At 64.1% G+C, this 22,816-nt stretch carries 22 protein-coding genes; 11 read left to right on the forward strand and 11 right to left on the reverse strand.

Annotated elements, in window-relative coordinates; genetic code table 11:
• The first annotated feature begins 2 nt into the window (after positions 1 to 2).
• Positions 3 to 1,202, forward strand: a complete 1,200-nt coding sequence (locus ACN0X7_RS04230; RefSeq protein WP_417514441.1) for a serine hydrolase domain-containing protein — start codon at positions 3 to 5, stop codon at positions 1,200 to 1,202.
• Position 1,203: 1 nt separating this feature from the next.
• Here the strand turns inward: ACN0X7_RS04230 and ACN0X7_RS04235 are convergent, their stop codons facing one another.
• Positions 1,204 to 2,217, reverse strand: coding sequence for a Gfo/Idh/MocA family protein (locus ACN0X7_RS04235; RefSeq protein ID WP_417514443.1), 1,014 nt, complete (start codon positions 2,215 to 2,217; stop codon positions 1,204 to 1,206).
• A 135-nt stretch (positions 2,218 to 2,352) separates the two neighbouring features.
• On the reverse strand, positions 2,353 to 3,441 hold the full coding sequence (locus tag ACN0X7_RS04240) for an isocitrate/isopropylmalate dehydrogenase family protein (RefSeq protein ID WP_417514445.1): 1,089 nt from the start codon (positions 3,439 to 3,441) through the stop codon (positions 2,353 to 2,355).
• Between the two features lie 74 nt (positions 3,442 to 3,515).
• Between ACN0X7_RS04240 and ACN0X7_RS04245 the strand changes: the two genes are divergently transcribed.
• Entirely contained in the window at positions 3,516 to 5,135 is a 1,620-nt protein-coding gene (locus ACN0X7_RS04245) for an AMP-binding protein (RefSeq protein WP_417514447.1), read from the forward strand.
• 4 nt (positions 5,136 to 5,139) lie between these two features.
• On the opposite strand, the gene ACN0X7_RS04250 is transcribed toward ACN0X7_RS04245, so the two are convergent.
• Genes ACN0X7_RS04250 through ACN0X7_RS04260 form a run of 3 tightly spaced genes read right to left on the reverse strand, consistent with a single transcriptional unit; the run spans position 5,140 to position 7,976 of the window.
• Complete coding sequence (locus tag ACN0X7_RS04250; RefSeq protein ID WP_417514449.1) at positions 5,140 to 6,612, reverse strand: AMP-binding protein; 1,473 nt, start codon at positions 6,610 to 6,612, stop codon at positions 5,140 to 5,142.
• A 44-nt stretch (positions 6,613 to 6,656) separates the two neighbouring features.
• The gene (locus tag ACN0X7_RS04255) at positions 6,657 to 7,265 is read right to left on the reverse strand and encodes a PAS domain-containing protein (protein ID WP_417514451.1); all 609 of its coding nucleotides are present in this window, start codon (positions 7,263 to 7,265) and stop codon (positions 6,657 to 6,659) included.
• Positions 7,266 to 7,301: 36 nt separating this feature from the next.
• On the reverse strand, positions 7,302 to 7,976 hold the full coding sequence (locus tag ACN0X7_RS04260; protein ID WP_417514453.1) for an endonuclease III domain-containing protein: 675 nt from the start codon (positions 7,974 to 7,976) through the stop codon (positions 7,302 to 7,304).
• Positions 7,977 to 8,069: 93 nt separating this feature from the next.
• Here ACN0X7_RS04260 and ACN0X7_RS04265 point away from each other — a divergent pair, with 93 nt between their 5' ends.
• The 4 genes from ACN0X7_RS04265 to ACN0X7_RS04280 are packed head-to-tail and all read left to right on the forward strand — an operon-like array spanning position 8,070 to position 11,900.
• The gene (locus ACN0X7_RS04265; protein ID WP_417514455.1) at positions 8,070 to 8,528 is read left to right on the forward strand and encodes a MarR family transcriptional regulator; all 459 of its coding nucleotides are present in this window, start codon (positions 8,070 to 8,072) and stop codon (positions 8,526 to 8,528) included.
• Complete coding sequence (locus tag ACN0X7_RS04270; RefSeq protein WP_417514457.1) at positions 8,525 to 9,643, forward strand: HlyD family secretion protein; 1,119 nt, start codon at positions 8,525 to 8,527, stop codon at positions 9,641 to 9,643. The genes ACN0X7_RS04265 and ACN0X7_RS04270 overlap by 4 nt, the downstream gene beginning before the upstream one ends.
• On the forward strand, positions 9,640 to 11,211 hold the full coding sequence (locus tag ACN0X7_RS04275; protein ID WP_417514459.1) for a DHA2 family efflux MFS transporter permease subunit: 1,572 nt from the start codon (positions 9,640 to 9,642) through the stop codon (positions 11,209 to 11,211). Before ACN0X7_RS04270 ends, ACN0X7_RS04275 begins: the two co-directional genes overlap by 4 nt.
• Entirely contained in the window at positions 11,208 to 11,900 is a 693-nt protein-coding gene (locus tag ACN0X7_RS04280) for a DUF2848 domain-containing protein (protein WP_417514461.1), read from the forward strand. The genes ACN0X7_RS04275 and ACN0X7_RS04280 overlap by 4 nt, the downstream gene beginning before the upstream one ends.
• A 73-nt stretch (positions 11,901 to 11,973) precedes the next feature.
• Here ACN0X7_RS04280 and ACN0X7_RS04285 read toward each other — a convergent pair whose 3' ends face one another.
• The gene (locus ACN0X7_RS04285; RefSeq protein ID WP_417514463.1) at positions 11,974 to 12,525 is read right to left on the reverse strand and encodes a nucleotidyltransferase family protein; all 552 of its coding nucleotides are present in this window, start codon (positions 12,523 to 12,525) and stop codon (positions 11,974 to 11,976) included.
• A 79-nt stretch (positions 12,526 to 12,604) separates the two neighbouring features.
• Between ACN0X7_RS04285 and ACN0X7_RS04290 the strand changes: the two genes are divergently transcribed.
• The 3 genes from ACN0X7_RS04290 to ACN0X7_RS04300 all read left to right on the forward strand — a co-directional run bounded on the left by ACN0X7_RS04290 (position 12,605) and on the right by ACN0X7_RS04300 (position 14,788).
• Positions 12,605 to 13,027: a nuclear transport factor 2 family protein gene (locus ACN0X7_RS04290; protein ID WP_417514465.1), complete on the forward strand. Its 423-nt coding sequence runs from the start codon at positions 12,605 to 12,607 to the stop codon at positions 13,025 to 13,027.
• A 39-nt stretch (positions 13,028 to 13,066) separates the two neighbouring features.
• Positions 13,067 to 13,945 (forward strand): glutathione-dependent disulfide-bond oxidoreductase, encoded by an 879-nt coding sequence (yghU, locus tag ACN0X7_RS04295; protein ID WP_417514467.1) that lies wholly within the window; start codon positions 13,067 to 13,069, stop codon positions 13,943 to 13,945.
• Between the two features lie 78 nt (positions 13,946 to 14,023).
• Complete coding sequence (locus ACN0X7_RS04300) at positions 14,024 to 14,788, forward strand: SDR family NAD(P)-dependent oxidoreductase (protein WP_417514469.1); 765 nt, start codon at positions 14,024 to 14,026, stop codon at positions 14,786 to 14,788.
• An 18-nt stretch (positions 14,789 to 14,806) separates the two neighbouring features.
• On the opposite strand, the gene ACN0X7_RS04305 is transcribed toward ACN0X7_RS04300, so the two are convergent.
• The 3 genes from ACN0X7_RS04305 to ACN0X7_RS04315 form a co-directional block, all read right to left on the reverse strand.
• Positions 14,807 to 16,285 (reverse strand): inorganic phosphate transporter, encoded by a 1,479-nt coding sequence (locus ACN0X7_RS04305; protein WP_417514670.1) that lies wholly within the window; start codon positions 16,283 to 16,285, stop codon positions 14,807 to 14,809.
• Between the two features lie 85 nt (positions 16,286 to 16,370).
• Positions 16,371 to 16,847 carry an NUDIX hydrolase gene (locus tag ACN0X7_RS04310; protein WP_417514471.1) on the reverse strand — a complete coding sequence of 159 codons (477 nt, stop codon included), beginning with the start codon at positions 16,845 to 16,847 and terminating at the stop codon, positions 16,371 to 16,373.
• A gap of 79 nt (positions 16,848 to 16,926) precedes the next feature.
• Positions 16,927 to 17,361, reverse strand: a complete 435-nt coding sequence (locus tag ACN0X7_RS04315) for a nitroreductase family deazaflavin-dependent oxidoreductase (protein ID WP_417514473.1) — start codon at positions 17,359 to 17,361, stop codon at positions 16,927 to 16,929.
• A gap of 224 nt (positions 17,362 to 17,585) precedes the next feature.
• On the opposite strand from ACN0X7_RS04315, the gene ACN0X7_RS04320 reads away from it, so the two are divergent.
• Positions 17,586 to 18,575 (forward strand): aldo/keto reductase, encoded by a 990-nt coding sequence (locus ACN0X7_RS04320; RefSeq protein ID WP_417514475.1) that lies wholly within the window; start codon positions 17,586 to 17,588, stop codon positions 18,573 to 18,575.
• A gap of 47 nt (positions 18,576 to 18,622) precedes the next feature.
• On the opposite strand, the gene ACN0X7_RS04325 is transcribed toward ACN0X7_RS04320, so the two are convergent.
• Both ACN0X7_RS04325 and ACN0X7_RS04330 read right to left on the reverse strand, forming a co-directional pair.
• A complete protein-coding gene (locus tag ACN0X7_RS04325) occupies positions 18,623 to 19,561 on the reverse strand; it encodes a hypothetical protein (RefSeq protein ID WP_417514477.1) in 939 nt (312 codons plus the stop codon).
• A gap of 242 nt (positions 19,562 to 19,803) precedes the next feature.
• Positions 19,804 to 21,240, reverse strand: a complete 1,437-nt coding sequence (locus ACN0X7_RS04330) for a PLP-dependent aminotransferase family protein (RefSeq protein WP_417514479.1) — start codon at positions 21,238 to 21,240, stop codon at positions 19,804 to 19,806.
• 68 nt (positions 21,241 to 21,308) lie between these two features.
• On the opposite strand from ACN0X7_RS04330, the gene ACN0X7_RS04335 reads away from it, so the two are divergent.
• Complete coding sequence (locus ACN0X7_RS04335) at positions 21,309 to 22,031, forward strand: pyridoxamine 5'-phosphate oxidase family protein (RefSeq protein ID WP_417514481.1); 723 nt, start codon at positions 21,309 to 21,311, stop codon at positions 22,029 to 22,031.
• Positions 22,032 to 22,816: the final 785 nt, after the last annotated feature.

Here is a 22,816-nt window from a genome sequence, read left to right on the forward strand (position 1 = left end):
CGATGGCCACCGCCATTTTCACACTTGTGCTGGTCGTCGCGCCGGTCGTGCAGGCCGCCGCGTCCTGCTTCACCGGCATCGAAACCCGGATGCAGCAGCTGGTGGCGAACGGCGTCGCGCCGGGCATGGCGGTCCGGATCGATCACCGGGGACAGACCGTCTTCGACCGGGTGATCGGCGACCTGAATGCCGATGTCACCGATGAACGGCCGCTGCCTGCTGACGCCATCTACCGCATCTATTCCATGACCAAGCCGATCACGTCGGTCGCCGCGCTGATGCTGGTCGAGCAGGACCGGCTGTCGCTGGACGATCCGGTCTCGAAATACCTGCCGCACCTGTCGGACCTGAGCGTCAGCACCCTGACGGGGACCGAGCCCGCCCGGCAGCCCATCACGATCCGCGACCTGATGCGGCACACGTCGGGATTCACATACGGCTTCTTCGGTTTCGGCCAGACGCGGCTGGCCTATCAGGGCGCCGACGTCGGGTCATGGCAGGACACCAACGCCGAACTGGTGGACAAGCTGTCGAAGCTGCCGCTGGAACATCAGCCGGGCACGGTCTGGGAATATTCCGTCTCGACGGATGTGCTGGGCCGCGTGATCGAGGTGGTGACCGGCAGGACGCTGGGCGCCGCATTGCACGAGATGATCCTCGATCCGCTGAAGATGACGGACACGCACTTCCGGATACCGGCGGCGGATCGCGACCGTATCGTCAACGGCACCACGCCCCTGCCCGACTACACCGAAGACCGGGCTTTCGAATCCGGCGGCGGCGGGCTGGCTTCGACCATCGACGATTATCACCGGTTCACGCGCATGCTGCGCAACGGCGGCGAACTGGACGGTGTCCGTCTGCTGCAGCCCGAAACGGTGGAGACGATGACCCGCGATCACCTGTTCAGCGCGGGTCTGAAGAAGGGCAAGTATTTCATCCCCGGCGGAGGCCATGGCTTCGGCCTGGGGGTTGCCGTCAAGCTGGAGCAGGATTCGAGCGGCCTGAGCGGACCTGTCGGCACCTACTACTGGGGCGGTTTTGCGGGCACGACGTTCTGGGTGGACCCGGTCAACGATCTGATCGTCATCGTGATGATCCAGACCACCAGCGACCGGATGCTGGTGCGCACTGCGATGCGCCAGGCCGTCTACAGCGTGTTCCGCACCGATGGTACACCGGGCATGAGTTGCGAACCCTGAGTCAGATCGCGATCCAGCGCCCCGCGTCGTTGGACCGGTAAATCGCCTCCTCGATCTCGACGTTGCGCAGATAGTCCTGCACCGTGGTCTCGGCGTCGGCACCGTCCCTGAAATGCGCCAGCGCGTGTTGCTGGAAGGCGTGTACGCAATCGCCGCCGAACCCGTTGTCGTTCCAGGAATATGCGTGCGGACGCTCTGCCTGGCCGTTGGGCTTCAGCCACAGTCCGCCGTCGCCTGAGAGCCTGAGACGGGCCTCTGTCCCTTCCAGCACCATCTCGCCCATGGTCAGGCGCGGGTTTCCGGCCTCGAACTCGCCCAGCCGGTTGCCATCGAAGGTGCCGCGGGCGTCGCTGGCGAAGCGGAACAGCACGATCCCCGCATCCTCCCCTGCGATCACCGGGTTGAGACGACGCAGATCGGCAAAGACCTCGCCGACCTCGCCCATCAGATAGCGGAACGTATCGATGAAGTGGATGCCGGTCTCGTGGATGAGGAACCGCTTCATCTGCTGGAAATAGGGCTGGCGCGCCATGTAGGCGTCCGGTCCGCGCCCGTCACCGGGCCGAAGATGAAACCGGATTGCCACCGGCGCGCCCAGCAGGCCCTGATCCAGCAGCCTGCGCGCCTCGCGGTACCAGGGCTGAAAGCGGAAGTTCTCGTGCACCAGCATGGTGACCCCGGTCTCGGAAGCCAGATCGGCAATCGCCCGCGCGCCCTTCAGATCATCCGCCAGCGGCTTCTGCACGATCATCGGCAGACCCGCCTCGGCCACCTGTGTCGCCACCGCCAGCCGGGTTGCGGGCGGGGTGATGATGTCGACCAGATCGGGGCTGGCCTGCTGCAGCGCGTCGGTCAGATCATCGAACACAGGCGCGCCGCCAATGCCCTCGGCCCGTGCCCGGTCCAGATCGCAGATCCCGGTCAGTTGGACACCTTCCAGCCGCTTCCAGCTTTCATAGTGGAACTGGCTGAAATAACCCGCCCCGACGCCGAGAACCCTGAAAGATGCGCTCATGTCGTCAGAACGTGTGTCATCCCGTCAAGCCAACGGCTTGCGCGGGGATCGGGATCAGGAAATGGCCGGGTCGGAACGATCCCCGTGTTTCGCATCCGCGAAAACGGGGATGACAGTTCAGGTCCATGCGCACGCTCAGACTTTCATCTCGACGATGACAGCTTCGCCCGCGTCGAATGTGCTGGCCGATCCGCCCAGATCGCCCGTCAGCGCCTTACCGGAACGCAGGGCCGCCTGCACCGCCGCCTCGATGCAGGCACCGGCCTTCACCATGCGGTCGTCCTCGCGCTTGCGGCCCAGCCAGTCGAGCATCAGCGCGGCGGAGAGGATCATCGCGTTGGGATTGGCGATACCCTGGCCCATGATGTCCGGCGCGGTGCCATGGCTCGGCTGGAAGATGGCGCAATCGTCACCGATGTCGCCCGAAGGTGCGAGGCCCAGCCCGCCGACCAGACCGGCGGCCAGATCGGAAAGGATGTCGCCGAACATGTTCTCGGTCACCATCACGTCGAAGTCCCAAGGCCGCTGCACCATCCACATGGCCATCGCGTCCACATAGGCGCGTTCGGTTGTCACGTCGGGATAGTGTTCGGCCACCTCGTCGAAGATGCGGCGGAAAAAGGCCATCGATCCGAGCACGTTCGCCTTGTCTACCAGGGTGAGGTGCTTGCGGCGCTGCTGCGCCAGCCGGAACGAGAAGTGGAACAGCTTTTCCGAGGTCTCGCGCGTGACCTCCATGATATCGCGCACCGCGCGGTCGCCGTCCGTCTGCTCCTTGCCGCGCCCGACAAACAGGCCTTCGGTCGATTCGCGGACCAGCACGAAGTCGATGTCGGCAGCGCGGGGATCCTTCAACGGGACGGCGTCCGGCAGCCAGGCACGGATCGGGCGGATGCCCCCGTACAGGCCGAAGATCTCGCGCAGGTCGATCTGCGGCACGATCTCGGTATTGTCCGCATAGCGCACGTCCGGCAGGCCCATCGCCGCCAGCAGCGTGGCGTCCGCTTCGGCCACGGCGTCGATGGTCGACTGCGGCAGCGCCGATCCGTGGTCGCGATAATTGCCCGCACCCGCCGGGTGTTCCAGCGCCGCCACATTGAACCCGTACAGTTTCGCCGCGTGATGCAGGACCGCAAGTGCGGGCACCATGACTTCGGGGCCGATGCCGTCGCCCGGCAGTACGGCAATTGAGATCGTGTCGTTCAGGATCGCCTCCCAGATCATGCACCGGTTTTCCGGTTTGCCGCCGGACTATAGTATGATCCGCTGAATTTCTACATGTTCCGGGGAGGGAGCACATGAACGCCGACAAGACAGACTGGGTGATCGGCAAGACACTTGCCCGGCAGGCCCGCGAGCGGGGGGATCGCCCCTTCATCCAGTTCGAGGATGGTGAGCCCTACACGTATGCGGCCGCGCACCGCGCTGCCAACGCCATGGGCAACGCCTTCAGGGAGATCGGCGTCGTGGCGGGCGAGCAGGTCATCCTGATGCTGCACAACCGGCTGGAGTACCTGTGGTGCTGGGTGGGGCTGACCCGCATCGGCGCGGCGGCGGTGGCCGTCAACACGGCCTACAAGGGCCGCTTCCTGACACACGTCATGACCAACACACAGTCGAAGATCGCCGTCGTCGAGCCTGAATTCCTGTCCTGGATCGCCGATATCGAGGACACGATACCCGACCTGAAGACCGTCTACGTCATGGGGGGCATCCCCGCCGACAGACCCGACTTCGCAAGGATCACCGTCCGCGACTACGCCGAACTGGAAGGCGGGTCCGACGCCGACATCGACCATGAGGTCACCTATCGCGACATCGGCATGATCATGTTCACCTCCGGCACGACCGGCCCTTCCAAGGCGGTGCTGATGCCGCACGGCCACCTGCATCTGGTGGGCGAATCGATGAAGCTGTCCATGAAGCTGACGGAAGCCGACCGCTATTACATCTGCATGCCGCTGTTCCATGCGCAGGGCATCCTGATGCAGACCTACGGCACCATGATGGCGGGCGGCAGCGCGGTCATGATGAAGACCTTCAAGCCCGGCAACTGGATCGACGATATCCGCAAGTACGACATCACCGTCACCAACCTGCTGGGCGTGATGAATGATTTCGTGCTCAGTCAGCCGAGCCGGGACAATGATGCGGACAATGGTCTGCGCGCGCTCTGCGCCCTGCCGGTCACGCAGGAGACGATGAACACGCTGGGCAAACGTTTCGGGGTGGACAAGTTCGTCGAGCTGTTCGGCATGACCGAGTGCAACCTGCCGGTCTGGCGTCCGTTCGACGCCCCCAACGAGGCCGGCTGTTCGGGCAAGGTCTGGGACGAATACTTCGAGGTGATCGTGGCCGATCCGGAAACCGACGAAGCCCTGCCCACGGGCGAGGTCGGCGAGATTCTGGTGCGCCCGAAGGAACCGTTCTGCTTCATGCAGGGCTATCAGGGGATGCCCGACCGCACCGCCGAAACCTGGCGCAATCTCTGGTTCCACACCGGCGACGCGGCGCGCTTCGATGAGCGCGGCTATCTGTGGTACATCGACCGGATCAAGGACACCATCCGCCGCCGGGGCGAGAACATCTCGTCCTACGAGGTCGAAGCGGTGCTGCTGGATCACCCGGCTGTCGCGGAGGTCGCGGCGGTGGCGGTGAAAGCCGAACAGGGCGGCGAGGACGAAGTGCTGGCCTGCATCGTGCTGGAACCGGGTGCCGAGGCGCCGGACCCCGTGGCGCTGCTGGATTTCTGCGCGCCGCGCATGCCCTATTTCGCCGTGCCGCGCTTCATCGAGTTCATCGACGAAATTCCGAAGACACCGTCGTCGAAGATCCAGAAGAACAAGCTGCGGGACCGCGGCCTGTCCGACGCGACATGGGACCGCGAAAGCGTCGGCTACAAGGTGAGCAGGGGATAGGGTCTCACGCCAGACGGTCGGCCCGCAGGTTCTTGCGCCGCACCTTGCCCGCGTCGTCGCGCAGCGGGCCGTCGTCGCTGGCTTCGAAGCTGCGCGGAATCTTGTAGCGGACAAGCCGTTCGGCGAGAAACGCACGCAACCCGTCCTCGTCCAAGCCGTCCGGCGCATCGACAATGGCATGGACGCGATTGCCCAGATCGTCGTCGGGCAAACCGATGACGACACAGGACCGCACGCCGGGGAAAAGCTCGATGGCGGCCTCGACCTCGGCGGGATAGATGTTGGCGCCGCCCGACAGGATCATGTCGGCACGCCGGTCGGTCAGATACAGATAACCTTCCTCATCGACGTAACCCATGTCGCCAAGGCTCTCCCAGCCACCGTCGATGGCCTTCGATTCCGCGCCCAGATAGGTATAGGTCGAACCCTGTCCGCCATCGGGCAGGAAAAAGACCTCGCCCACCTCGCCCACTGCCGCTTCCGAGCCGTCATCCCGCACGATCTTCATCGACGAGCCGGGTTTCAGACGTCCGACCGAGCCCTTGTGGCTCATCCATTCCTCACCCGTGATCCAGGTGACGCCGGTCGCTTCGGTCCCGCCCATCAGTTCGAAGATCCGGTCCGCGCCCAGCCAGTTGATCCATTCTTCCTTCAGCCACGGCGGACAGGGGGCCGCCAGGTGCAGCATCACGCGCAGGCTGGAAAGGTCGTAGCCGTTCCGGACGTCCTCGGGCAGCCGCCATATGCGGTGCATCATCGTCGGCACCATCATCATCCAGTTGGCCCTGTGATGCTCAATCAGCCGCAGCGTGTCTTCCGCATCGAACCGATCGGCGATGACGATGTGATTGCGGCGCAGGAACGCCTGCATGGCGAAACTGAAGGGGCCGTTGTGATACAACGGTCCGACCACAAGATGCGTCTCGAAGGGGCGCTGCTCCAGCCAGGTCACATCCTTGCCGTTCAGCATCGCCTGGTCGAAGTCATACAAAGCCGGATTGGCATCGACGATCAGCTTCGGACGTCCGGTCGATCCGCCGGACGTCGGGGCTTTCCAGCGATCGGGCCAGAGGTCTTCCAGATCGGACTCGTCGTCGCTCTGGGGATCATGGCCAACAGACAGAACCGGACAACCGTTTGGCGACGGATCGCTGGAACCAACGACCAGCGCCGCCTCCGCCACCTCTATGATCGCATCGCGTTCGAACCTGGGCAGCCGGGCGGACACGGGCTGGGGCGTCGCACCGGCCTTCCATGTCGCCCAGCAGGCAGCCATGAACTCCCAGCCGTTCGGCAGTGCGATCGTCACCAGATCGTTCCGCTTCACGCCCAGCCGCTGATAATCGCGCGCCAGGCGGTTGGTGAAGCGATGAAAGTCCCGGGCAGTCCAGGTCTGGTCGTTGTGCGTGATCACGATCCGGTCGGGCTGGCTCTCAGCCATCTCCGCCAGATTCCGTCCGAACGACATTTCCGTCATTGCGATAGCCTCCCCCCTGCCCCGGCTCCCCACCGGGTTGCTGTCTACGCCCTTAATAGCGTGTCGAGCGGGAGCGAGTCACCGGTACCGTCGTCAGGGGTTCCATATCCGATATCAACGTAGAAGAAGACGGCGGGCATCGCCTGCCGAATCGCGCTGCCGGGGTCGCCGCGATCGATGCTGGCACGGTAGCGGCTGAACATGGTCATCAGCTGGCGGGACCGGCCGTCCGGCCCTGCGCAGACCGGAACCGTGACGCCTTCGGACAGGCCGTTCTCGGATGCGAAGAACCTGTCTCGAAACCAGAAGACGCCAATGGCCGGCCAGTTGGCCATGTTCCAGAGCCGTTGAGCCCTGAGCGCACGGTATCCCGGCTCGGTGATGTCCAGCACGTTCATGCCCGTCGGATTGGTGCCAGCCTGTCGGTCGATATCCGTACCCGTCAGCCGGAAAACCATCCGATCGGGACTGACGGCGTCCAGCACGGTCAGTCTGGGCATCAGACGCACGATGCGATCGATCCGCATGTCCTTGCGCACGGGCAGGGCTGACGGCTTCCGTTCGGACTGCCACCAGCGCACGAACGCGGCACCGTCCGCAGTCAGGTCGGGCGGGGTCTCACGATCAAGATGATATGATGAATTTATGTTCATGTTCGATCATACGCAAGAACCCTGCCTGCCGATCAGTCAACCATCGCTGGCCGTGCGGAAAACCATGCAGATATCGTTCACCGGACACGTCGGACAGCCGGGATTGCGCGCCCGGCAGACCTGCTTGCCGAAGTTCAGCAGCCAGAAATGACCGTCGCGACGACTCCATTCCGGTGCCCGGGATTCAAGCGATCTTGCCGTCTGTTCCTCGGTCTTCCCGCGCGCCAGCCCGGTCCGGTTGCACACGCGGTGGATGTGGGTGTCGACCGCGATGACATCCTCGTCGAACGCAAAGCTCAGCACGATATCGGCACACTTTCGTCCGACACCCGGCAGGCGCATCAAGCCTTCCCGCGTCCGCGGCACGTTACCGTCGAACTCCGAAAGCAAAGTGCGACACATGTTTTTCAGATTGCGAGTCTTCACATTGTAGAGACCGGCGGGCCTGATCGCCGCTGCGATCACCTCATCATCCAGCTTGAGAATGGTTTTCGGTGTCCGCGCCAGCTTGAACAGGGCCTGCGTCGCCCTGGCGGTGTTCCGGTCCAGACTTTGCGCCGACAGCATGCAACTGACGACCGATCGGAAGGGATTCGGTTGCCGCTTGGCCCCCTTGGCGCGGTCCGACCTGCCGGGAAACCGGTCGGCAAGACGCCGCAGCAACTCGTCGATTTCATCATCGGTCAGCATGGGCACTGATTTTACCACCATGATCCTGCTACGCGACGAGATCGGATTCAGTTGCATGGGACATCGGAAATTCTCGCATGGGACAATTATTCGTTAGGATGCTAATGAATAATCATGAACGCGCGAGGACAGGACATTCGGGAGGACTTCACCGTCGCTCTGGTTCAGCTGGCGCGGCGCTGGCGCTGGCGGCTGGACCGCCGGCTTGAGGTGCTGGATCTCACTCAGGCCCGATGGGCCGTGCTGCTGCAGATCAGCCGCAGCGGCGACGCCCCCTCTCAACGCCAGCTTGCCGAGTTCATCGGCATCGAGGGCGCGACCCTGGTTCACATCCTGAACGCCCTCGCCGCGCAGGGCCTGATCGAACGCCGCGCCGACCCCAACGACCGCCGGGCGAAGACCGTGCACCTCACACCCAGGGCGCATGACCTGATCGCCGAGATCCAGGTGGTCGCGCATCAGTTGCGCCTTGAACTGACGGAAGGGCTTTCGGACCGGCAACTGACCGACTGCATTCACGTCTTCAATCATATCGATGGTCGCCTTGCGGAGATGACGGAGGCCGAACAATGAGCGAGACCACCCAGGCCCTGCCACCAAGATCGCGCAGCCGTCGGCTGGTCCGCTATCTGATCCTGCTGCTGGTGATCTGTGTGGCCGGTTATTTCATCTTCGACTGGATCACCCGCCGGCAGGCCAATGTCTTCGTGATCGACAGCCGGATCGCCTCGGACATGATCACGGTCGGCGCGCAGGAAGGCGGCCTGATCACGGATCTCACCGTTGCCACGGGGGACAGGGTCCGGCGCGGCGCGATCCTGGTCCGGATGGACCGGCGCGCCCTGGCCCAGCAGATTCGCGAAACCGAAGCGGACCTCGCCCGCATCGCCGCGGAGCGGGTGCGTCTGGAGGCCGAGATTGCGCTTGAAGGCGCGCGCACCGAAACCGCGGAGGCCACGGCCCGCGCCCGGATCACGGTGGCGCAGGCGGCCCGACAGTCCGCTCAGGCGCGGCTGGAACAGGCGAAGAAGGACCACCAGCGCGCCGAGGACCTGTTCCGGCGCAAGGTCATCTCCTCGCAGAAGGTCGAGGATTCACGGGCCCTGGAAGATGATCTCGCCGCGCGTGTGCTGCAGGCGCAGGCCAGCATCGCGGAAGCCACGGCAGAACTGCGCGAAGCGACGGCACAGCGGGAAAGCGCCGGGGTGCTGCGACAGCAGCTGGCCGTTCTGGATGCCGAACGCGAGGGCGTACTGGCCCGGCTGGACCAGTTGAAGACCCGCCATGTCGACCGCGAGGTCCCGGCCATCATCGATGGTGTGGTCGACCAGACCTTCATCGAGATCGGGGAGTATGTGCGTCCCGGCCAGCGGCTGCTGATGATGCATGACCCGGAAAATGTCTGGGTCGCAGCCAACGTGAAGGAGACCGAGCTGCACCGGTTTCAGGTGGGCAGCCAGGCCACGGTCAAGGTGGACGCCTTTCCCGGTCGCGAGATGACGGGCACGATCACCTGGATCGCCCCGGCCGCGACCAGCCAGTTCGCCCTGCTGCCGAATCCCAACCCGTCCGGCAACTTCACCAAGGTCACCCAGCGCATCCCGGTCCGGATCGATCTGGACGGTGACCGGGGCGGGCTGCGGCCCGGCATGATGGTCGAGGTCGCCATTCACGCCGACAGGTCATGACGACCGGCACCGACATCCTGTTCCGGCGCTACGGGCCTTCCTACCGCTGGCTGGCGCTGGTGGCGGCAATGATCGCGACCATGACGGCAGTGCTTTCGGCCACCATCGTCAATGTCGCCATCCCCGACATCATGGGCGCGTTCGGCATCGACCAGATCACGGCGCAATGGCTGTCCAGCGGCTTCCTGGCCGCGATGACGGCCACCATGCTGCTGATCGACTGGGCGACGAAGACCATCGGGCAGCGCGCCACGATGAACCTGGCGCTGGGCCTGTTTCTGGCCGGGGGACTGCTGGGCGGACTGGCCGAATCCGCCGACGCCGTCATCCTGTCGCGGCTGATGCAGGGTGCCGCCGCAGGCATCATCCAACCGCTCGCCATGATTGTCGTGTTTCAGGTCTTCCCGCCCGAGCGGCGGGGCTTTGCCATGGGCATCTATGGCCTGGGTGTGGTGATGGCACCGGGCACCTCGCCTTTTATCGGCGGGCTGCTGGTCGACGGATTCGGTTGGCGCTACACCTTCTATCTGGGTGTTCCTATGGGTGTGCTGGGCCTGGTGCTGTGTAGCCTCTTCGTGCCGCCCGGTGCCATGGCCGAACGACGCCCGAAGTTCGACTGGTTCGGATTTGCGCTGCTGCTGATCTTCCTCGCCAGCCTGATGACCGCATTCGCCGACGGTCAGGATCTGGGCTGGGGCAGCATCTCGGTGACCGGGCGGTTCATCATTGCGGGCACTGCCTTCGCCCTGTTCATCTGGTGGCAGGGCCGGACGCTCAGCCCGCTGATGGACCTGAGCGTGTTCCGGAAACCGGGCTTTCCCGGCGCCGTGGTCGTCAGCATCATTCTGGGGGCGGGCCTGTTCGGTTCGACCTATCTGATCCCGTTGTTCGCCCAGACCGTGCAGCAGCTGACGCCCACGCTGTCGGGACTGCTGCTGCTGCCCGCCGGTCTGTCCATGATGTTCATCACCACCTTCTCGGGCCGGATGGCGGATCGGTTCGAGCCCGGGATGATCGTCGGGTTCGGGCTGTTCATGTTCGCGATCTCGTTCTTCCTGATGTCGTATGCCGACCCGAACACCTCGTTCCTCACGCTGGCCCTGTTCATCCTGATCAGCCGGGCCGGCATGGGGTTCATCTTTCCGTCTCTCAGTGCCGGTTCGGTACGCCTGCTGCCGCAAAGTCATCTGGCCCAGGGTGCGTCGGTGATGAACTTCACACGGCAATTGGGAGGAGCGTTCGGCGTGAACATCCTCGCCGTCCTGCTGGACCGGCAGATCAGTGACTATTCGGACAAGGTTGTCTCGACCCAGACCGCGGCCAACCACACCAGCGACGCCTATATCCGCACCATCGCTGAGCTGGCCGAACGCGGCGGACTGACCGACCTTCAGGCCGAGGCCGTCGCCCATCAGCATCTGGGCAGCGCCTTGCAGGTCGAGGCGGCCAGCTTCGGGTTCCAGACCTCCTTCTATTACGGGTCGATCGCGTTTCTTGCATCCGTGGGCGGCGCGTACATGATGGTGCGGGGCGCGCGCAGGCGCAGACAGAAGGAAGCGATGGCATGACATCACTGACGTTCACGGTCGAGGCGCGTGACCGTGCCGCCGACCTGAAAGCCACGATCAGCGATCTGGTGATGGCGGGCTGGACCGGCCGCGACGAGAAGGCACTGTGGCATCACATCGAGGAACTGAAGGAACTGGGCGTGAAGCCGCCCGCCTCGGTTCCCGTGTTCTATCCGATCGCACCCGCCCGCATGACCCGGCACGATATGATCCACGTCTCGGGCGAGGGCACCAGCGGCGAGGTCGAGTATTTCCTGCTGAATCATCAGGGCGACCTGTATGTCGGCACCGGGTCCGACCACACGGACCGCGATCTGGAAACCGTCGGCGTGACCCTGTCGAAGCAGATCTGCGACAAGCCCGTTTCAGGCACACTCTGGCGCTACGAGGACGTGAAGCCACACTGGGACCGGTTGCAGGTATCCGCCTGGTGCGATTTCGGGGATGGCGAGGGCGAAGTGCTGTACCAGCAGGCAACACTGGACAGCATGCGCGAACCGGCTGATCTGATCGCGCGCGGTTACGGCGCTGGCGTCCTGCCCGAAGGTGGCGTGATGTTCGGCGGCGCGCCGGGTGCCATCGGCGGGATTCGCCCGGCAGCCAGCTTCCGCTTCGAACTGCATGATCCGGTGCTGGATCGCTCACTCGAACACGGCTACCGCATCCGCTCGATGGCGGTGCCCGGTTAACGCCTTCCAGCCATCGATTGAAGCGGTCGATCCAATAAGCGATTCAGTCGGGGACGGAGCGACCCCATGTAGCTCAGATGGCAGCGAACGTCAACTTCGGCCAGCGTTGCGCCCATCCCTTGGCGGCCTGTCGCGCGTTGAAGATGTCCATCTTGCGCCGGAAGGGCGGCGTCGGACGGACGATCAGACCGAGCAGGTCCGACGTGCCATAGGGCGCGATGATCTGGACACGATCCCCGTTCAGGCGGGCGGCGACAGCGGTTGCGGTCTCCGGCCAGAACCGCAGCGCATCTTCCGTGTCGCGATAGGGCCGGTCGCCATTGCGCAGATGCATCCGCGCCTGATTGCGGACTTCCCAGTCAATGTTTCCGTCAACGGTCTTCAGCGTCGCTTCCAGTTCCGCATCCCGCGCGGGATCGGTGTCGGCAGGGTCGAAATAGACGACATCGACATCCGACGCGGGCCGGGTCGCCGGATCGACACCGTGCAGATGATCCCAGACGGCATTGCGCACCATCCCGGCACCGATCCAGCAATCCGGCAGATCCAGATCCCGCACGGTTTCCAGCAACGCCCGCAGGTCGTCCCGCCCGGCCAGCAGCATCGCGATATCGGCTTCGGTCATCACGGGCCGAGGGTGCTTTGGCTTGAAGCATCAGGCCAACCGCGCCATCGTTGTCGCGTTGGACAGGGAGGAGAAAAGAATGTCATCGGAAATGGATTATGCGCGCCTGAAGCAACTGACGGAAGATTTCATGGCCTGCTTCAACCGCGACGACCTGGACGGGGTCATGGCCTACTTCGCGCCGGAGGCGACCTACGATCAGTTCGACGGCACCGTAGCCGCGGGCCTCGATGAAGTCCGTGCAGCCTTCGCGCCGCAGTTCGAGGGCGCGTTCGGGGAGATGCGTTTCGAGGACGAGGACATGTTCATCGATGAGCGGGCGGGCAAGGTCATGGTCAGCTGGCACTGCGCCTTCGACACGAAGTCGGGGCGGACGGGATGGCGCGGGTTGGACCTGCTGCATTTCAACAGTGATGGCCAGATCGTCTCCAAACTGACCTACGCCAAGGCGAAGACGCTGAAATTGGCGGCCTCCGGTGGACAATCCGCAGGGTCCGCCTAGATCAGACGCAGTACCGACTTCTTCGACAGGGATGAAACGATGAGCCAGCAAGACGAATACACACCGCCCAAGGTCTGGAGATGGGATGCCGAAAGCGGCGGCCGCTTCGCCAACATCAACCGCCCGATCGCGGGCGCGACGCACGACAAGGAACTGCCGGTCGGCAAGCATCCGCATCAGCTCTATTCGCTGGCCACGCCCAACGGCGTGAAAGTGACGGTGATGTTCGAGGAACTGCTGGACAAGGGCCACTCGGACGCCGAATACGACGCGTGGCTGATCAAGATCGGCGACGGCGACCAGTTCGGTTCCGGCTTCGTCGAGGCCAACCCCAATTCCAAGATCCCGGCCCTGATGGACCATTCGACCGAGACGCCGACGCGGGTCTTCGAATCCGGTTCGATCCTGCTCTACCTGGCCGAGAAGTTCGGCGAATTCCTGCCGAAGGATCACGCGAAGCGCACCGAGGCGCTGAACTGGCTGTTCTGGCAGATGGGCAGCGCGCCCTATCTGGGTGGCGGCTTCGGCCACTTCTACGCCTACGCCCCGTTCAAGATGGAATATCCGATCAACCGCTTCACCATGGAAGTGAAGCGCCAGCTGGATGTGCTGGACCGCCGTCTGGCCGACAACGAGTATCTGGGCGGTGCCGACTACACCATCGCCGACATGGCGGTCTGGCCCTGGTACGGCGCGCTGGTGAAGGGTCTGGTCTATGACGCGGGCGAGTTCATCGAGGCGCACACCTACACGAACGTGCTGCGCTGGACCGATCAGATCGGTGCGCGCCCGGCCGTGAAACGGGGCCGCATGGTCAATCGCGTCATGGGCGATCCCGCAAGCCAGTTGCACGAGCGTCACGACGCCAGCGACTTCGAGACGAAGACCCAGGACAAGATCGGCGAAGCGGCGGACTGATCCGGTATTGACGGGCTCGGACACGGGCGAAGGTGGTATCGCCTTCGCCCGTGGCGCTTCAGGGGGAGGAGAAACATCATGAAACCGGTCTGTCTCGTAATGGGTGCCGGCGCCGGAATCGGCGGGACGGTTGCGAAGAAGTTCGCGCGGGAAGGATATCACGCCGTGCTCTGCCGCCGATCTGATGAGGCGGGGCTGGAAAAACTTGTTTCGCAGATCGAATCCGACGGTGGGTCCGCCTCGGGCTACCTGATGAATGCGGTCGAGCCGGACGTGATCGAGGACCGCATCGCGCAGATCGAGAAGGACATCGGTCCCATTGAGGTCGTGATCTTCAACCTGGGGGCGCAGATCGGCGACCGGGCGCTGGCCGACACCAGCCAGAAACAGTTCGAGCTTGGCTGGCGCATGGCGACACTCGCGCTGTTCCGCGTGGCGCAATGCGTCTGTCCGCTGATGGTCGAGCGCGGCGGCGGCACCATACTGGTCACCTCGGCGACCGCGGCCATGCGCGGCAACGCTGGCCAGCACAGCCACGCGGCGGCCATGGCCGGACGCCGGATGCTGTGCCAGTCGCTGAACGCCGAGTTCTCGCCGAAGGGCATCCACGTGGCGCAGATCATCGTCGATGGTGCAGTCGATGCGCCGGACACGCTGGGCAAGATGCTGGGTCCCGAGAAGTTCGCCGCCCTGCGCGACAGCAAGGGCAAGGAGAACGACGGCCTGATCCTGCCGGAAAAGGTCGCCGAGACCTACTGGCATCTGGCACAGCAGCACCGCTCGGCCTGGACCCACGAACTGGACCTGCGCGCCCATTCCGACCGGCCCTGGTGGAACCACTGATCGCGACCCCGACGCCCGTCAGGCGAACACCGCGTTCAGGATCAGGAAGATCACGCCCGACAGCACCGCCGCGGCGGGGACGGTGATCACCCAGGCGGCGATGATGGTCATGAAGTGGGAACGGCGGACCAGCTTGCGGCGGCGACGTTCCTCGACGGCGATGGTCTTCACCGGCCTGTCGGTTTTGGCCTTGCGCGCGCGCCGTTCGGTTTCCCATTCGCGGAAGAAGCCGACGCCGAACACGCCCCCGACCGCGATATGGGTCGAACTGACCGGCAGGCCCAGCCATGACGCCAGGATGACGGTGATCGCCGCCGACAGCGCCACGCAATAGGCGCGCATCGGGTTCAGCTTGGTGATCTGGTTGCCGACCATGCGGATCAGCTTCGGCCCGAACAGCACCAGCCCGAACGAGATGCCCAGCGCGCCGATGACCATCACCCACGTCGGGATCGCCACCTTGCCCGCGAACGCGCCGAATTCCTGCGCATGCACGATGGCGGCCAGCGGTCCGACCGCGTTCGCCACATCGTTGGCCCCGTGCGCAAAGGACAGCAGCCCCGCCGACAGCACCAGCGGCAGGCCGAACAGGGTCTTCAGCGACTTCTTCCGGTTCTCCATGCCTTTCGACTGGTGCCGGATCAGGGGTGCCGTCACGACATAGGCCAGCGCGCCGACGGCGACGCCGATCATCAGCGCGGTGGGGATGTCGATCTTCACGACGCGTTTCAGACCCTTGACCGACAGATAGGCGGCGAACGCCCCCGCCATGATGCCGACCAGCACGGGCACCCAGCGCCGGGCCGCGGCGATCATGTCGTCCTGATAGATGATCCTGTATTTGATGAAGGCGAGGAACAGCGCCGCGATCGCCCCGCCCAGCACGGGAGAGATCACCCAGCTCGCCGCGATGGCGCCCATGTTGGGCCAGTTCACCGCCGCCAGTCCCGCCGCCGCGATCCCCGCGCCCATGACGCCGCCGACGACCGAATGCGTGGTCGAGACCGGCGCCCCCACCAGGGTCGCCAGATTGACCCAGACGGCGGCCGAGATCAGCGCCGCCATCATGGCCCAGGTGAAGGTGCGTGCGTCGGCCACGCTGGCCGGATCGATGATGCCCTTGGAGATGGTCGAGACCACGTCGCCGCCCGCCAGCAAGGCCCCCGCGCTTTCGCAGATCGCGGCGATCACGATGGCACCGCCCATGGTCAGCGCCCGCGCGCCCACCGCTGGCCCCATGTTGTTGGCCACGTCGTTCGCGCCGATGTTCAGCGCCATGTAGGCCCCGACGGCAGCCGCCGCGACGACCAGCACACCGCCTTCGGCCTGCCCGAAGGTCACGGCTGCGATGGTTGCCGCGATGACGATGAAGGCAAGGGAAATGCCCGTGCCGATCAGCGGCCGCGAGACATATTGCGTCGCATACTCGACCTGGCTGATCCGGTTGAGATCCTTGTCGAGCGTCTTCCACTGCTTGGTTTCGGTATCTGAAGACAGGGTGCGGTCCGCCTGCGGTTTCTGGGATGCAGCAGAAGTGCCTAAAGATTGTTCAGCCGGAGTTCAATGGGCGTCGGACCCGGAACTATGCGAAGCCGCTCAGAATCCCGCGCAGGCCGGGTTCCTCGACCAGTTCCGCCGCACGCCGGGGGGCCATCCACGCCCGGCGCCGCTGATGGGCTTCCGGGAAGTCCTCGACCAGATCGGAAACCTCGACGGGGAACACCCGCACGTCGCAGGCGACCTCGGCCCCGCCGTTCAGCCGCTTGGTGTAGACGAATGTTCCGACGGGCTTTTCGCCGACGGCACCGGGCCGCACGCCGGCCTCTTCCCAGGCCTCGTGCACCGCCGCCTCGACCGCGTTCAGATTGTCGATCGGCCAGCCCTTGGGGATGATCCACCGTCCCGTGTCCCGGGAGGTGATCAGCAGAACCTCGCGCCCGCGCCCCGCAGCGCCGCGATAGCACAACGCCCCCACCTGGAAGCGGTTGGGACGGCGGACCAGGGGCCGCAGATAGTCCTCCCAGACCCCCCGGACGAGATTGTTTTGCGTTAAGTTCATGCGAGTCATGCACTTTTTATCGGCCATGCCGTGACGTAATGCAAGTATGGCGATCACGCCCACGCCCGGAAATCAGCGCTCAGACCGGCTCCGCAACGAACACCGGAATCAGGCGCGGCGCCTTCTTCTTGTAGTCGTTGTAGGGCGGGAAGGCTTCGGCGGCGGCCTCCCACAGACGGTCCCGCTCCGGTCCCTCGGGCACCTCGCGCACGATCATCGGCCAGATCTCGGTCGCGTCGCGCAGCGCGATCAGCGGATGGCTGCGCAGGTTGTAGACCCAGACCGGGTTCTTCTCGCGTCCGCCATAGGAGCCGACCAGCACATAGCCCTCGTCGACCTTCACGCGCATCAGCGGGATCTTGCGGATGCCGCCGGTCTTGCCGCCGATGTGGGTGATCAGCACGCAGGGCAACCCCGTCTCCATCAGGGTCGTCCCCTCGGTACCGCCGCTGCTCTCGTACAGCTCGACCTGCTTGCGGACCCAGTCCAGTGCGGGCGGAATATAGTCGGGCATCGGTGTGTCTCCCCTCAATGAATGCTGGGACAGAACCTAGCGCGTCGCTACCCTGACGCCAAATCGCGCCCCCGAGCCGCACGTGACTTGAGGCCCCTGCGTCAGCCTGAAATGTCACCCCCGCCCTGTGCGGGGCCCGCCCCCGGATAAACCGGGGGTGACAGACCGGAGCCCTGTCTGCTTCAGTGCGACCAGGTGAATCGCGCGATGGGGGAGGGACGATCATGGACAACCGCAGGCTGGGGGCGAACGGGCCGGAGGTGAGTGTGCTGGGCTACGGGGCAATGTCCTTCACCGATTTCTACGGCAAGGCCACCGACGAGGGTTCGAAGCGCATTCTGGACGCCTGCGTGGATTTCGGCATCACCCATGTGGACACCTCGAACGTCTATGGCATGGGCCGCTCGGAGACCGTGATCGGCGAGTGGCTGAAGGCGCGCGGCGGCGAGCCGCCCTTCCGCATCGCGACCAAGGTCGGCATCCAGCGCGATCCCGAACGCCGCTTCAACAACGATCCCGACCACCTGCGCGAACAGCTCGAAGGCAGCCTGAAGCGGCTCGGCGTCGACTGCATCGACCTCTATTACATCCACCGCCGCGACAAGGCGCACGAGATCGAGGATGTGACCGGCACCATGGCGGACTTCGTGCGGGAAGGGAAAGTGAAGGCCATCGGCTTTTCCGAGATCGCGCCCGCCTCGCTGCGCCGCGCCGCCGCCGTGCACCCTGTTGCCGCCGTGCAGTCGGAATATTCGCTGCAGACCCGCTCACCCGAGCTGGGGCTGGTGCAGGCCTGCGCCGAGCTGGGCACCGCGCTGGTCGCCTTCTCCCCCGTCGGCCGCGCCCTGCTGACCGACCGGCCGCACGATGCCGCCCAGGTGCAGCAGATCGACTTCATGAAGAACAACCCGCGCTTCACCGGGCCGAACCACAGCCTGAACCTGAAGAAGAACGCCGAGTTCCGCGCCCTGGCCGCCGACATGGGGGTTCCTGCGGCGTCGCTGGCCATCGCGTGGCTTTGCGCGCAAGGGCCCCACGTATTGCCCATCCCCGGCACCCGCTCGGTCGACCATCTGAAGGAATGCGTCACCGGCGCCGAAATGACCCTCTCAGCCGAAGCCCGCACCCGCATCGAAACCGTCCTCCCCCTCGGCTGGTGCCACGGCGACCGCTACACTGCCGCGCAGTGGGAAGGGCCGGAGCGGTGGTGTTGAGGGGGAGAGTTACGGCTTTTTTGTTCGTCTTCGCAATTCCTCCTCGATTATTCCAAAGCAAACAAAGAGGTGGTGGAGTTCTGCGGACCGGTTCGGTCGACCTTAAAAAAGTATTTTCTTAAGTTACTGCCGCTGCCGCACAGCCATTGATTTATTTTCGCTGATCGCGCGGTCAAGTCTGGCGCAAAAAGTGGCAGAAAATCACCGGAGAGTGGAGATTTTTCCGCGGAGTTTAGGCGCTCACAGAAGGTCCCTGCTGCCAAATCTGCGACGGCGACGAGATCCTCCAGCTGCTGATCTCCCGGATCCGATTTTGTCGTGCCAACACGGATATGACCTAGATCAAAGCTCAAATAGCCAGCCAAGATCGAAGAAAATAGTTTTGTCGCGCCACCGAGGCGAGTCTCGTTGGCGAACATCGAATCTTGATCACTAATCCAAATCAAATTTTGTCCCTTTGCCCCAAAGCCTGACACAAACAGCGATATCAGATTTGATACTATGACCATTTTCTGAAGTACTTTTGGTGACCAGATTCGGTACTCGGAAAAAAATCGGTTATCCAAATCGATCGGAATTTCATTGACGATGTAGTCAAAATTTTTCTGAATTCCGATTGTTATCAAAAATCCGCTGGTTTGATCCAATAACTCAAAAAATGGAGTCAACGCCAGAGATTTTTGAATATCAGATAGATTTTTATGAGACATTCTGCGACCATCGGACAAGTATCGACGACGCCATATTTGGCGGCCTGATTCCCATTCTTTCCAGTCATCGCTACCCATAACCAAAACAGAAATAGAGAAATGAGAATCCTTTTTTCCCTCCCCACTATAGTCAGAGAAAATTAATAGATATTCTGAACTTCGAATATCAGGGAAATTTTCTGGGTTTTCGTTGACCTTTCTCGACATTATCTTGGAAATTGCTTTTAAAAATGAATTAGATTCGATAACAGGATCGCTCCAACCCGATCTTATCATACTTCAAACTCCGTAGCAGATTATCCGAATGCTTAATTTCTTGACTACTGATATACTTGAATCCCGAAAGATATCAGAAATTGGAAATGTTTGATTGATAAGAGTTATAGCCTTACCTATTTTGCGCCAATTTTTTTGGGAGCCCCTCCATTACAAGCTACAGAAATTTTGATGCCGACGAGTTGGCGTAACTCGCCGTGGTGTCGGCGTGCTTGATCGCGTCGTTACCGATTTTCCAATCATCATCCACATCTCTCCCCCAACTTTTCCGCCCCCTCCCGCAAATCTTCCATCGCATGCCCTGAGAACCCCAGGATGAATCCGTCTGTCGGGTCGGGGATCAGGCGGGCTTCGGAGAGGAGGCCGGCGTGGATGGTGGCGGCGCGGCGGACGGCGTCGCCCATGCCGGGCGGGTGGCCGGGGCGCAGGCGGGCGACCAGGTGCAGGCCCTGTTCGGGGACCTGCACGTCCAGCGCACCGCCGCTGTGGGCGTTCAGCGTGTCCACCACCAGGTCGCGGGCGGCGCGGTAGCGGGCACGCATGCGGCGGACGTGGGCCGACAGGTGGCCATTGCCGATCAGGTCGGCGATGGCGCCTTCCAGCAGGCTGGGCGGAAAGCGGTCCAGCGCCTCGCGGTCGGCCAGCACGCGTTCCACCAGCACCGGCGGCAGCACGACATAGCCCAGCCGCAGCCCCGGAAACAGCACCTTGGAGAAGGTGCCGCAATAGATCACGCGCTGCGATCCGTCGATCCCGGCCAGCGCGGTCAGGGGCGCACCGCCATAGCGGTATTCGCTGTCATAATCGTCCTCGATGATCCAGGCATCGGCGGCCCGCGCCCAGTCGAGCAGTTCGATCCGCCGCTGCATCCGCATCACCACCCCCATGGGAAACTGGTGCGAGGGCGTGACATAGGCGACGCGGGCGCGGGGCGCGCGGGCCTGCCCCTCGGCCACCACCAGCCCCTCGGCATCCACCGGCACGGGCACCAGCACCGCCCCCGCCGCCGTCAGCGCGCGCTTGGCGGCGTGATAGCCGGGGTCCTCCACCCAGGCCGCATCGCCCGGCGACAGGATCGAGCGCAGGCAGAGCCGGATGCCGTGCTGGGTGCCGCTGGTGATCATGATGTTGCCCGGATCGCAGCGCACCCCGCGCGCGACGGCCAGATGCTCGGCGATGCGGGTGCGCAGTTCCAGGCTGCCGCGCGGTTCGCCATAGCCCAGATGGCCGGGGTCGATGTGGCTCAGCCGCCGCGTGATCGCCCGGCGCAACTGTCCCTGCAGCACGTCGTCCACTGTGGTCCGGCCCAGCACGAAGACGCCGCGCGGGCGCTCGATCTCGGGCACCGTGGCGGCGGCCGGACCGGCGCCCGTATCCGGCATCCGCGCCGCGACGAAGGTGCCGGAGCCAACGCGTGATTCCGCCAGCTCGTCCGCCAGCAGCATCTCGTAGGCGACCACTACCGCGTTGCGCCGGATGCCGAGCTGTTCGGCCAGCGCCCGGCTGGGCGGCAGGCGCGCGCCCGGCGTCAGCCGTCCCGACAGGATCGCCTCCCGCAGGGCCTGATGCACGCGCGACGGCTGCGGCCCGCTGGTCCCGTCCAGGGTCAGCGGCAGGTCTACGGGCGCACTTTCGGCTCCGCCCGCTGTCCGTGAATTGGTCGAAATCTTTGCGCTCAATTGGACCTCCCGGCAACCAGTTCCGACAGGCATAGTCCCCCCACAGCCTGCAGACAAGGAGCAAACCCATGGCCGACACGCACACCCCGTCCTATCCCGTCGATCAGGTGAACAAGGTCAAGCGCATGCACGAACGCGGCACCTACGACCATGAAAGCGTTCACGCGATCCTGGATTCCGCCAGCATGTGCCACGTGTCCTATGTGATCGACGGCCAGCCCTTCTGCACGCCGACCCTGTTCTGGCGCGAGGGCACGAAACTGTACTGGCACGGCAGCAGCGCCAGCCGCATGCTGCGCAACCAGAAGGAAGGCGAGCCGGTCTGCCTGACGGTGACGCATCTGGACTCCTTCATCCTGGCGCGGTCGGGCATGCACCATTCCGCCGACTACCGCTCGGTCATGGCGTTCGGGCACGCGAAGGTCATCACCGACACCGACGAGAAGCATCAGGCACTGGTGTCCATGGTCGACCGGCTTTTCCCCAACCGCACGGCGGGCCTGCGGGAGATCAACAGCCAGGAATTCAAGGCCACCACCGTGATCGGCATGGAGATCGAGAAAGCCTCGGCCAAGGTCCGCGCGGGCGGCGTCGCCGACGACGAGGAAGACTACGCCCTGCCGATCTATGCCGAGCGCCTGCCCGTGCATGTGACCATCGGCAAGGCCGAACCCTGCCCGCGCCTGATCGACGGCGTGGAACGGTCGGAAGAACTGCAGAACATCTACCCCGAAGGCCGCCGCCTGGATGAGGCCCTGACTGAGGCCTACAAGACGACCTATCCGGCGTGAGGTGAGACGCCGGCGCCTCGCAGCGTCACATTGGGCACGCCAACACGCCCTCCGCACAGCCACGGTCCGATCAAATCCAGCCGCCGCCAGGGCAGCCCCGCATCGGGGTGCGGGATAAACTTCGATCAAGCCTGTCCCCGGCCTGACCGGGGATCCCGCTGCGCGTGGTGGTTTGTTGAGAAGTCGCCACGCACTCTCCCCTGTTCCGGGACTTGATCCCGGAACCCAGTGCTGAGTCCGTCCAGGCACGGTCCGATCAAGTCCAGCCGCCGCCTGGGCAGCCCCGCATCGGGGTGCGGGGTAAACTCTGATCAAGCCTGTCCCCGGCCTGACCGGGGATCCCGCTGCGCGTGTTGGTCTGGGATGAATGCATCCACATACTCTCCCGCGTTCCGGGACTCGATCCCGGAACCCAGCGGACGGCGAAACCTGTCACCGCTCGTGCCGATGCAGACGCTGCACTGGGCAGCGGGATCAAGTCCCGCTGCGCGTGATGGTTTGTGGAGAGGTCATCATACACTCTCCCCTGTTCCGGGACTCGATCCCGGAACCCAGTACAGAGTCCGCCACAGGCACGGTCCGATCAAGTCCAGCCGCCGCCTGGGCAGCCCCGCATCGGGGTGCGGGGTAAACTCTGATCAAGCCTGTCCCCGGCCTGAGCGGGGATCCCGCTGCGCGTGGTAGTCAGTCAGGAACACATCCGCACACTCTCCCGCGTTCCGGGACTCGATCCCGGAACCCAGCGGATGGTGGAACCTGTCGCGGTTCGGGCCCATGCAAACGCT

The organism is Minwuia sp., assembly GCF_048263705.1.
In the GTDB taxonomy this organism is placed as follows: Bacteria; Pseudomonadota; Alphaproteobacteria; order Minwuiales; family Minwuiaceae; genus Minwuia.

Bases quoted from the DNA above. Each gene is read 5' to 3' on its own strand.
- ACN0X7_RS04275 (WP_417514459.1), top strand. From the start codon at position 9,640: ATGACGACCGGCACCGACATCCTGTTCCGGCGCTACGGGCCTTCCTAC.
- ACN0X7_RS04265 (WP_417514455.1), top strand. From the start codon at position 8,070: ATGAACGCGCGAGGACAGGACATTCGGGAGGACTTCACCGTCGCTCTG.
- ACN0X7_RS04315 (WP_417514473.1), bottom strand. From the start codon at position 17,361: ATGCCCGACTATATTCCGCCCGCACTGGACTGGGTCCGCAAGCAGGTC.
- ACN0X7_RS04290 (WP_417514465.1), top strand. From the start codon at position 12,605: ATGTCATCGGAAATGGATTATGCGCGCCTGAAGCAACTGACGGAAGAT.
- ACN0X7_RS04310 (WP_417514471.1), bottom strand. From the start codon at position 16,847: ATGAACTTAACGCAAAACAATCTCGTCCGGGGGGTCTGGGAGGACTAT.
- ACN0X7_RS04285 (WP_417514463.1), bottom strand. From the start codon at position 12,525: ATGACCGAAGCCGATATCGCGATGCTGCTGGCCGGGCGGGACGACCTG.
- ACN0X7_RS04235 (WP_417514443.1), bottom strand. From the start codon at position 2,217: ATGAGCGCATCTTTCAGGGTTCTCGGCGTCGGGGCGGGTTATTTCAGC.
- ACN0X7_RS04240 (WP_417514445.1), bottom strand. From the start codon at position 3,441: ATGATCTGGGAGGCGATCCTGAACGACACGATCTCAATTGCCGTACTG.
- ACN0X7_RS04320 (WP_417514475.1), top strand. From the start codon at position 17,586: ATGGACAACCGCAGGCTGGGGGCGAACGGGCCGGAGGTGAGTGTGCTG.
- ACN0X7_RS04325 (WP_417514477.1), bottom strand. From the start codon at position 19,561: ATGATAAGATCGGGTTGGAGCGATCCTGTTATCGAATCTAATTCATTT.
- ACN0X7_RS04335 (WP_417514481.1), top strand. From the start codon at position 21,309: ATGGCCGACACGCACACCCCGTCCTATCCCGTCGATCAGGTGAACAAG.
- ACN0X7_RS04255 (WP_417514451.1), bottom strand. From the start codon at position 7,265: ATGAACATAAATTCATCATATCATCTTGATCGTGAGACCCCGCCCGAC.
- ACN0X7_RS04300 (WP_417514469.1), top strand. From the start codon at position 14,024: ATGAAACCGGTCTGTCTCGTAATGGGTGCCGGCGCCGGAATCGGCGGG.
- ACN0X7_RS04270 (WP_417514457.1), top strand. From the start codon at position 8,525: ATGAGCGAGACCACCCAGGCCCTGCCACCAAGATCGCGCAGCCGTCGG.
- yghU (WP_417514467.1), top strand. From the start codon at position 13,067: ATGAGCCAGCAAGACGAATACACACCGCCCAAGGTCTGGAGATGGGAT.
- ACN0X7_RS04230 (WP_417514441.1), top strand. From the start codon at position 3: ATGGCCACCGCCATTTTCACACTTGTGCTGGTCGTCGCGCCGGTCGTG.
- ACN0X7_RS04260 (WP_417514453.1), bottom strand. From the start codon at position 7,976: ATGGTGGTAAAATCAGTGCCCATGCTGACCGATGATGAAATCGACGAG.
- ACN0X7_RS04245 (WP_417514447.1), top strand. From the start codon at position 3,516: ATGAACGCCGACAAGACAGACTGGGTGATCGGCAAGACACTTGCCCGG.
- ACN0X7_RS04280 (WP_417514461.1), top strand. From the start codon at position 11,208: ATGACATCACTGACGTTCACGGTCGAGGCGCGTGACCGTGCCGCCGAC.
- ACN0X7_RS04250 (WP_417514449.1), bottom strand. From the start codon at position 6,612: ATGACGGAAATGTCGTTCGGACGGAATCTGGCGGAGATGGCTGAGAGC.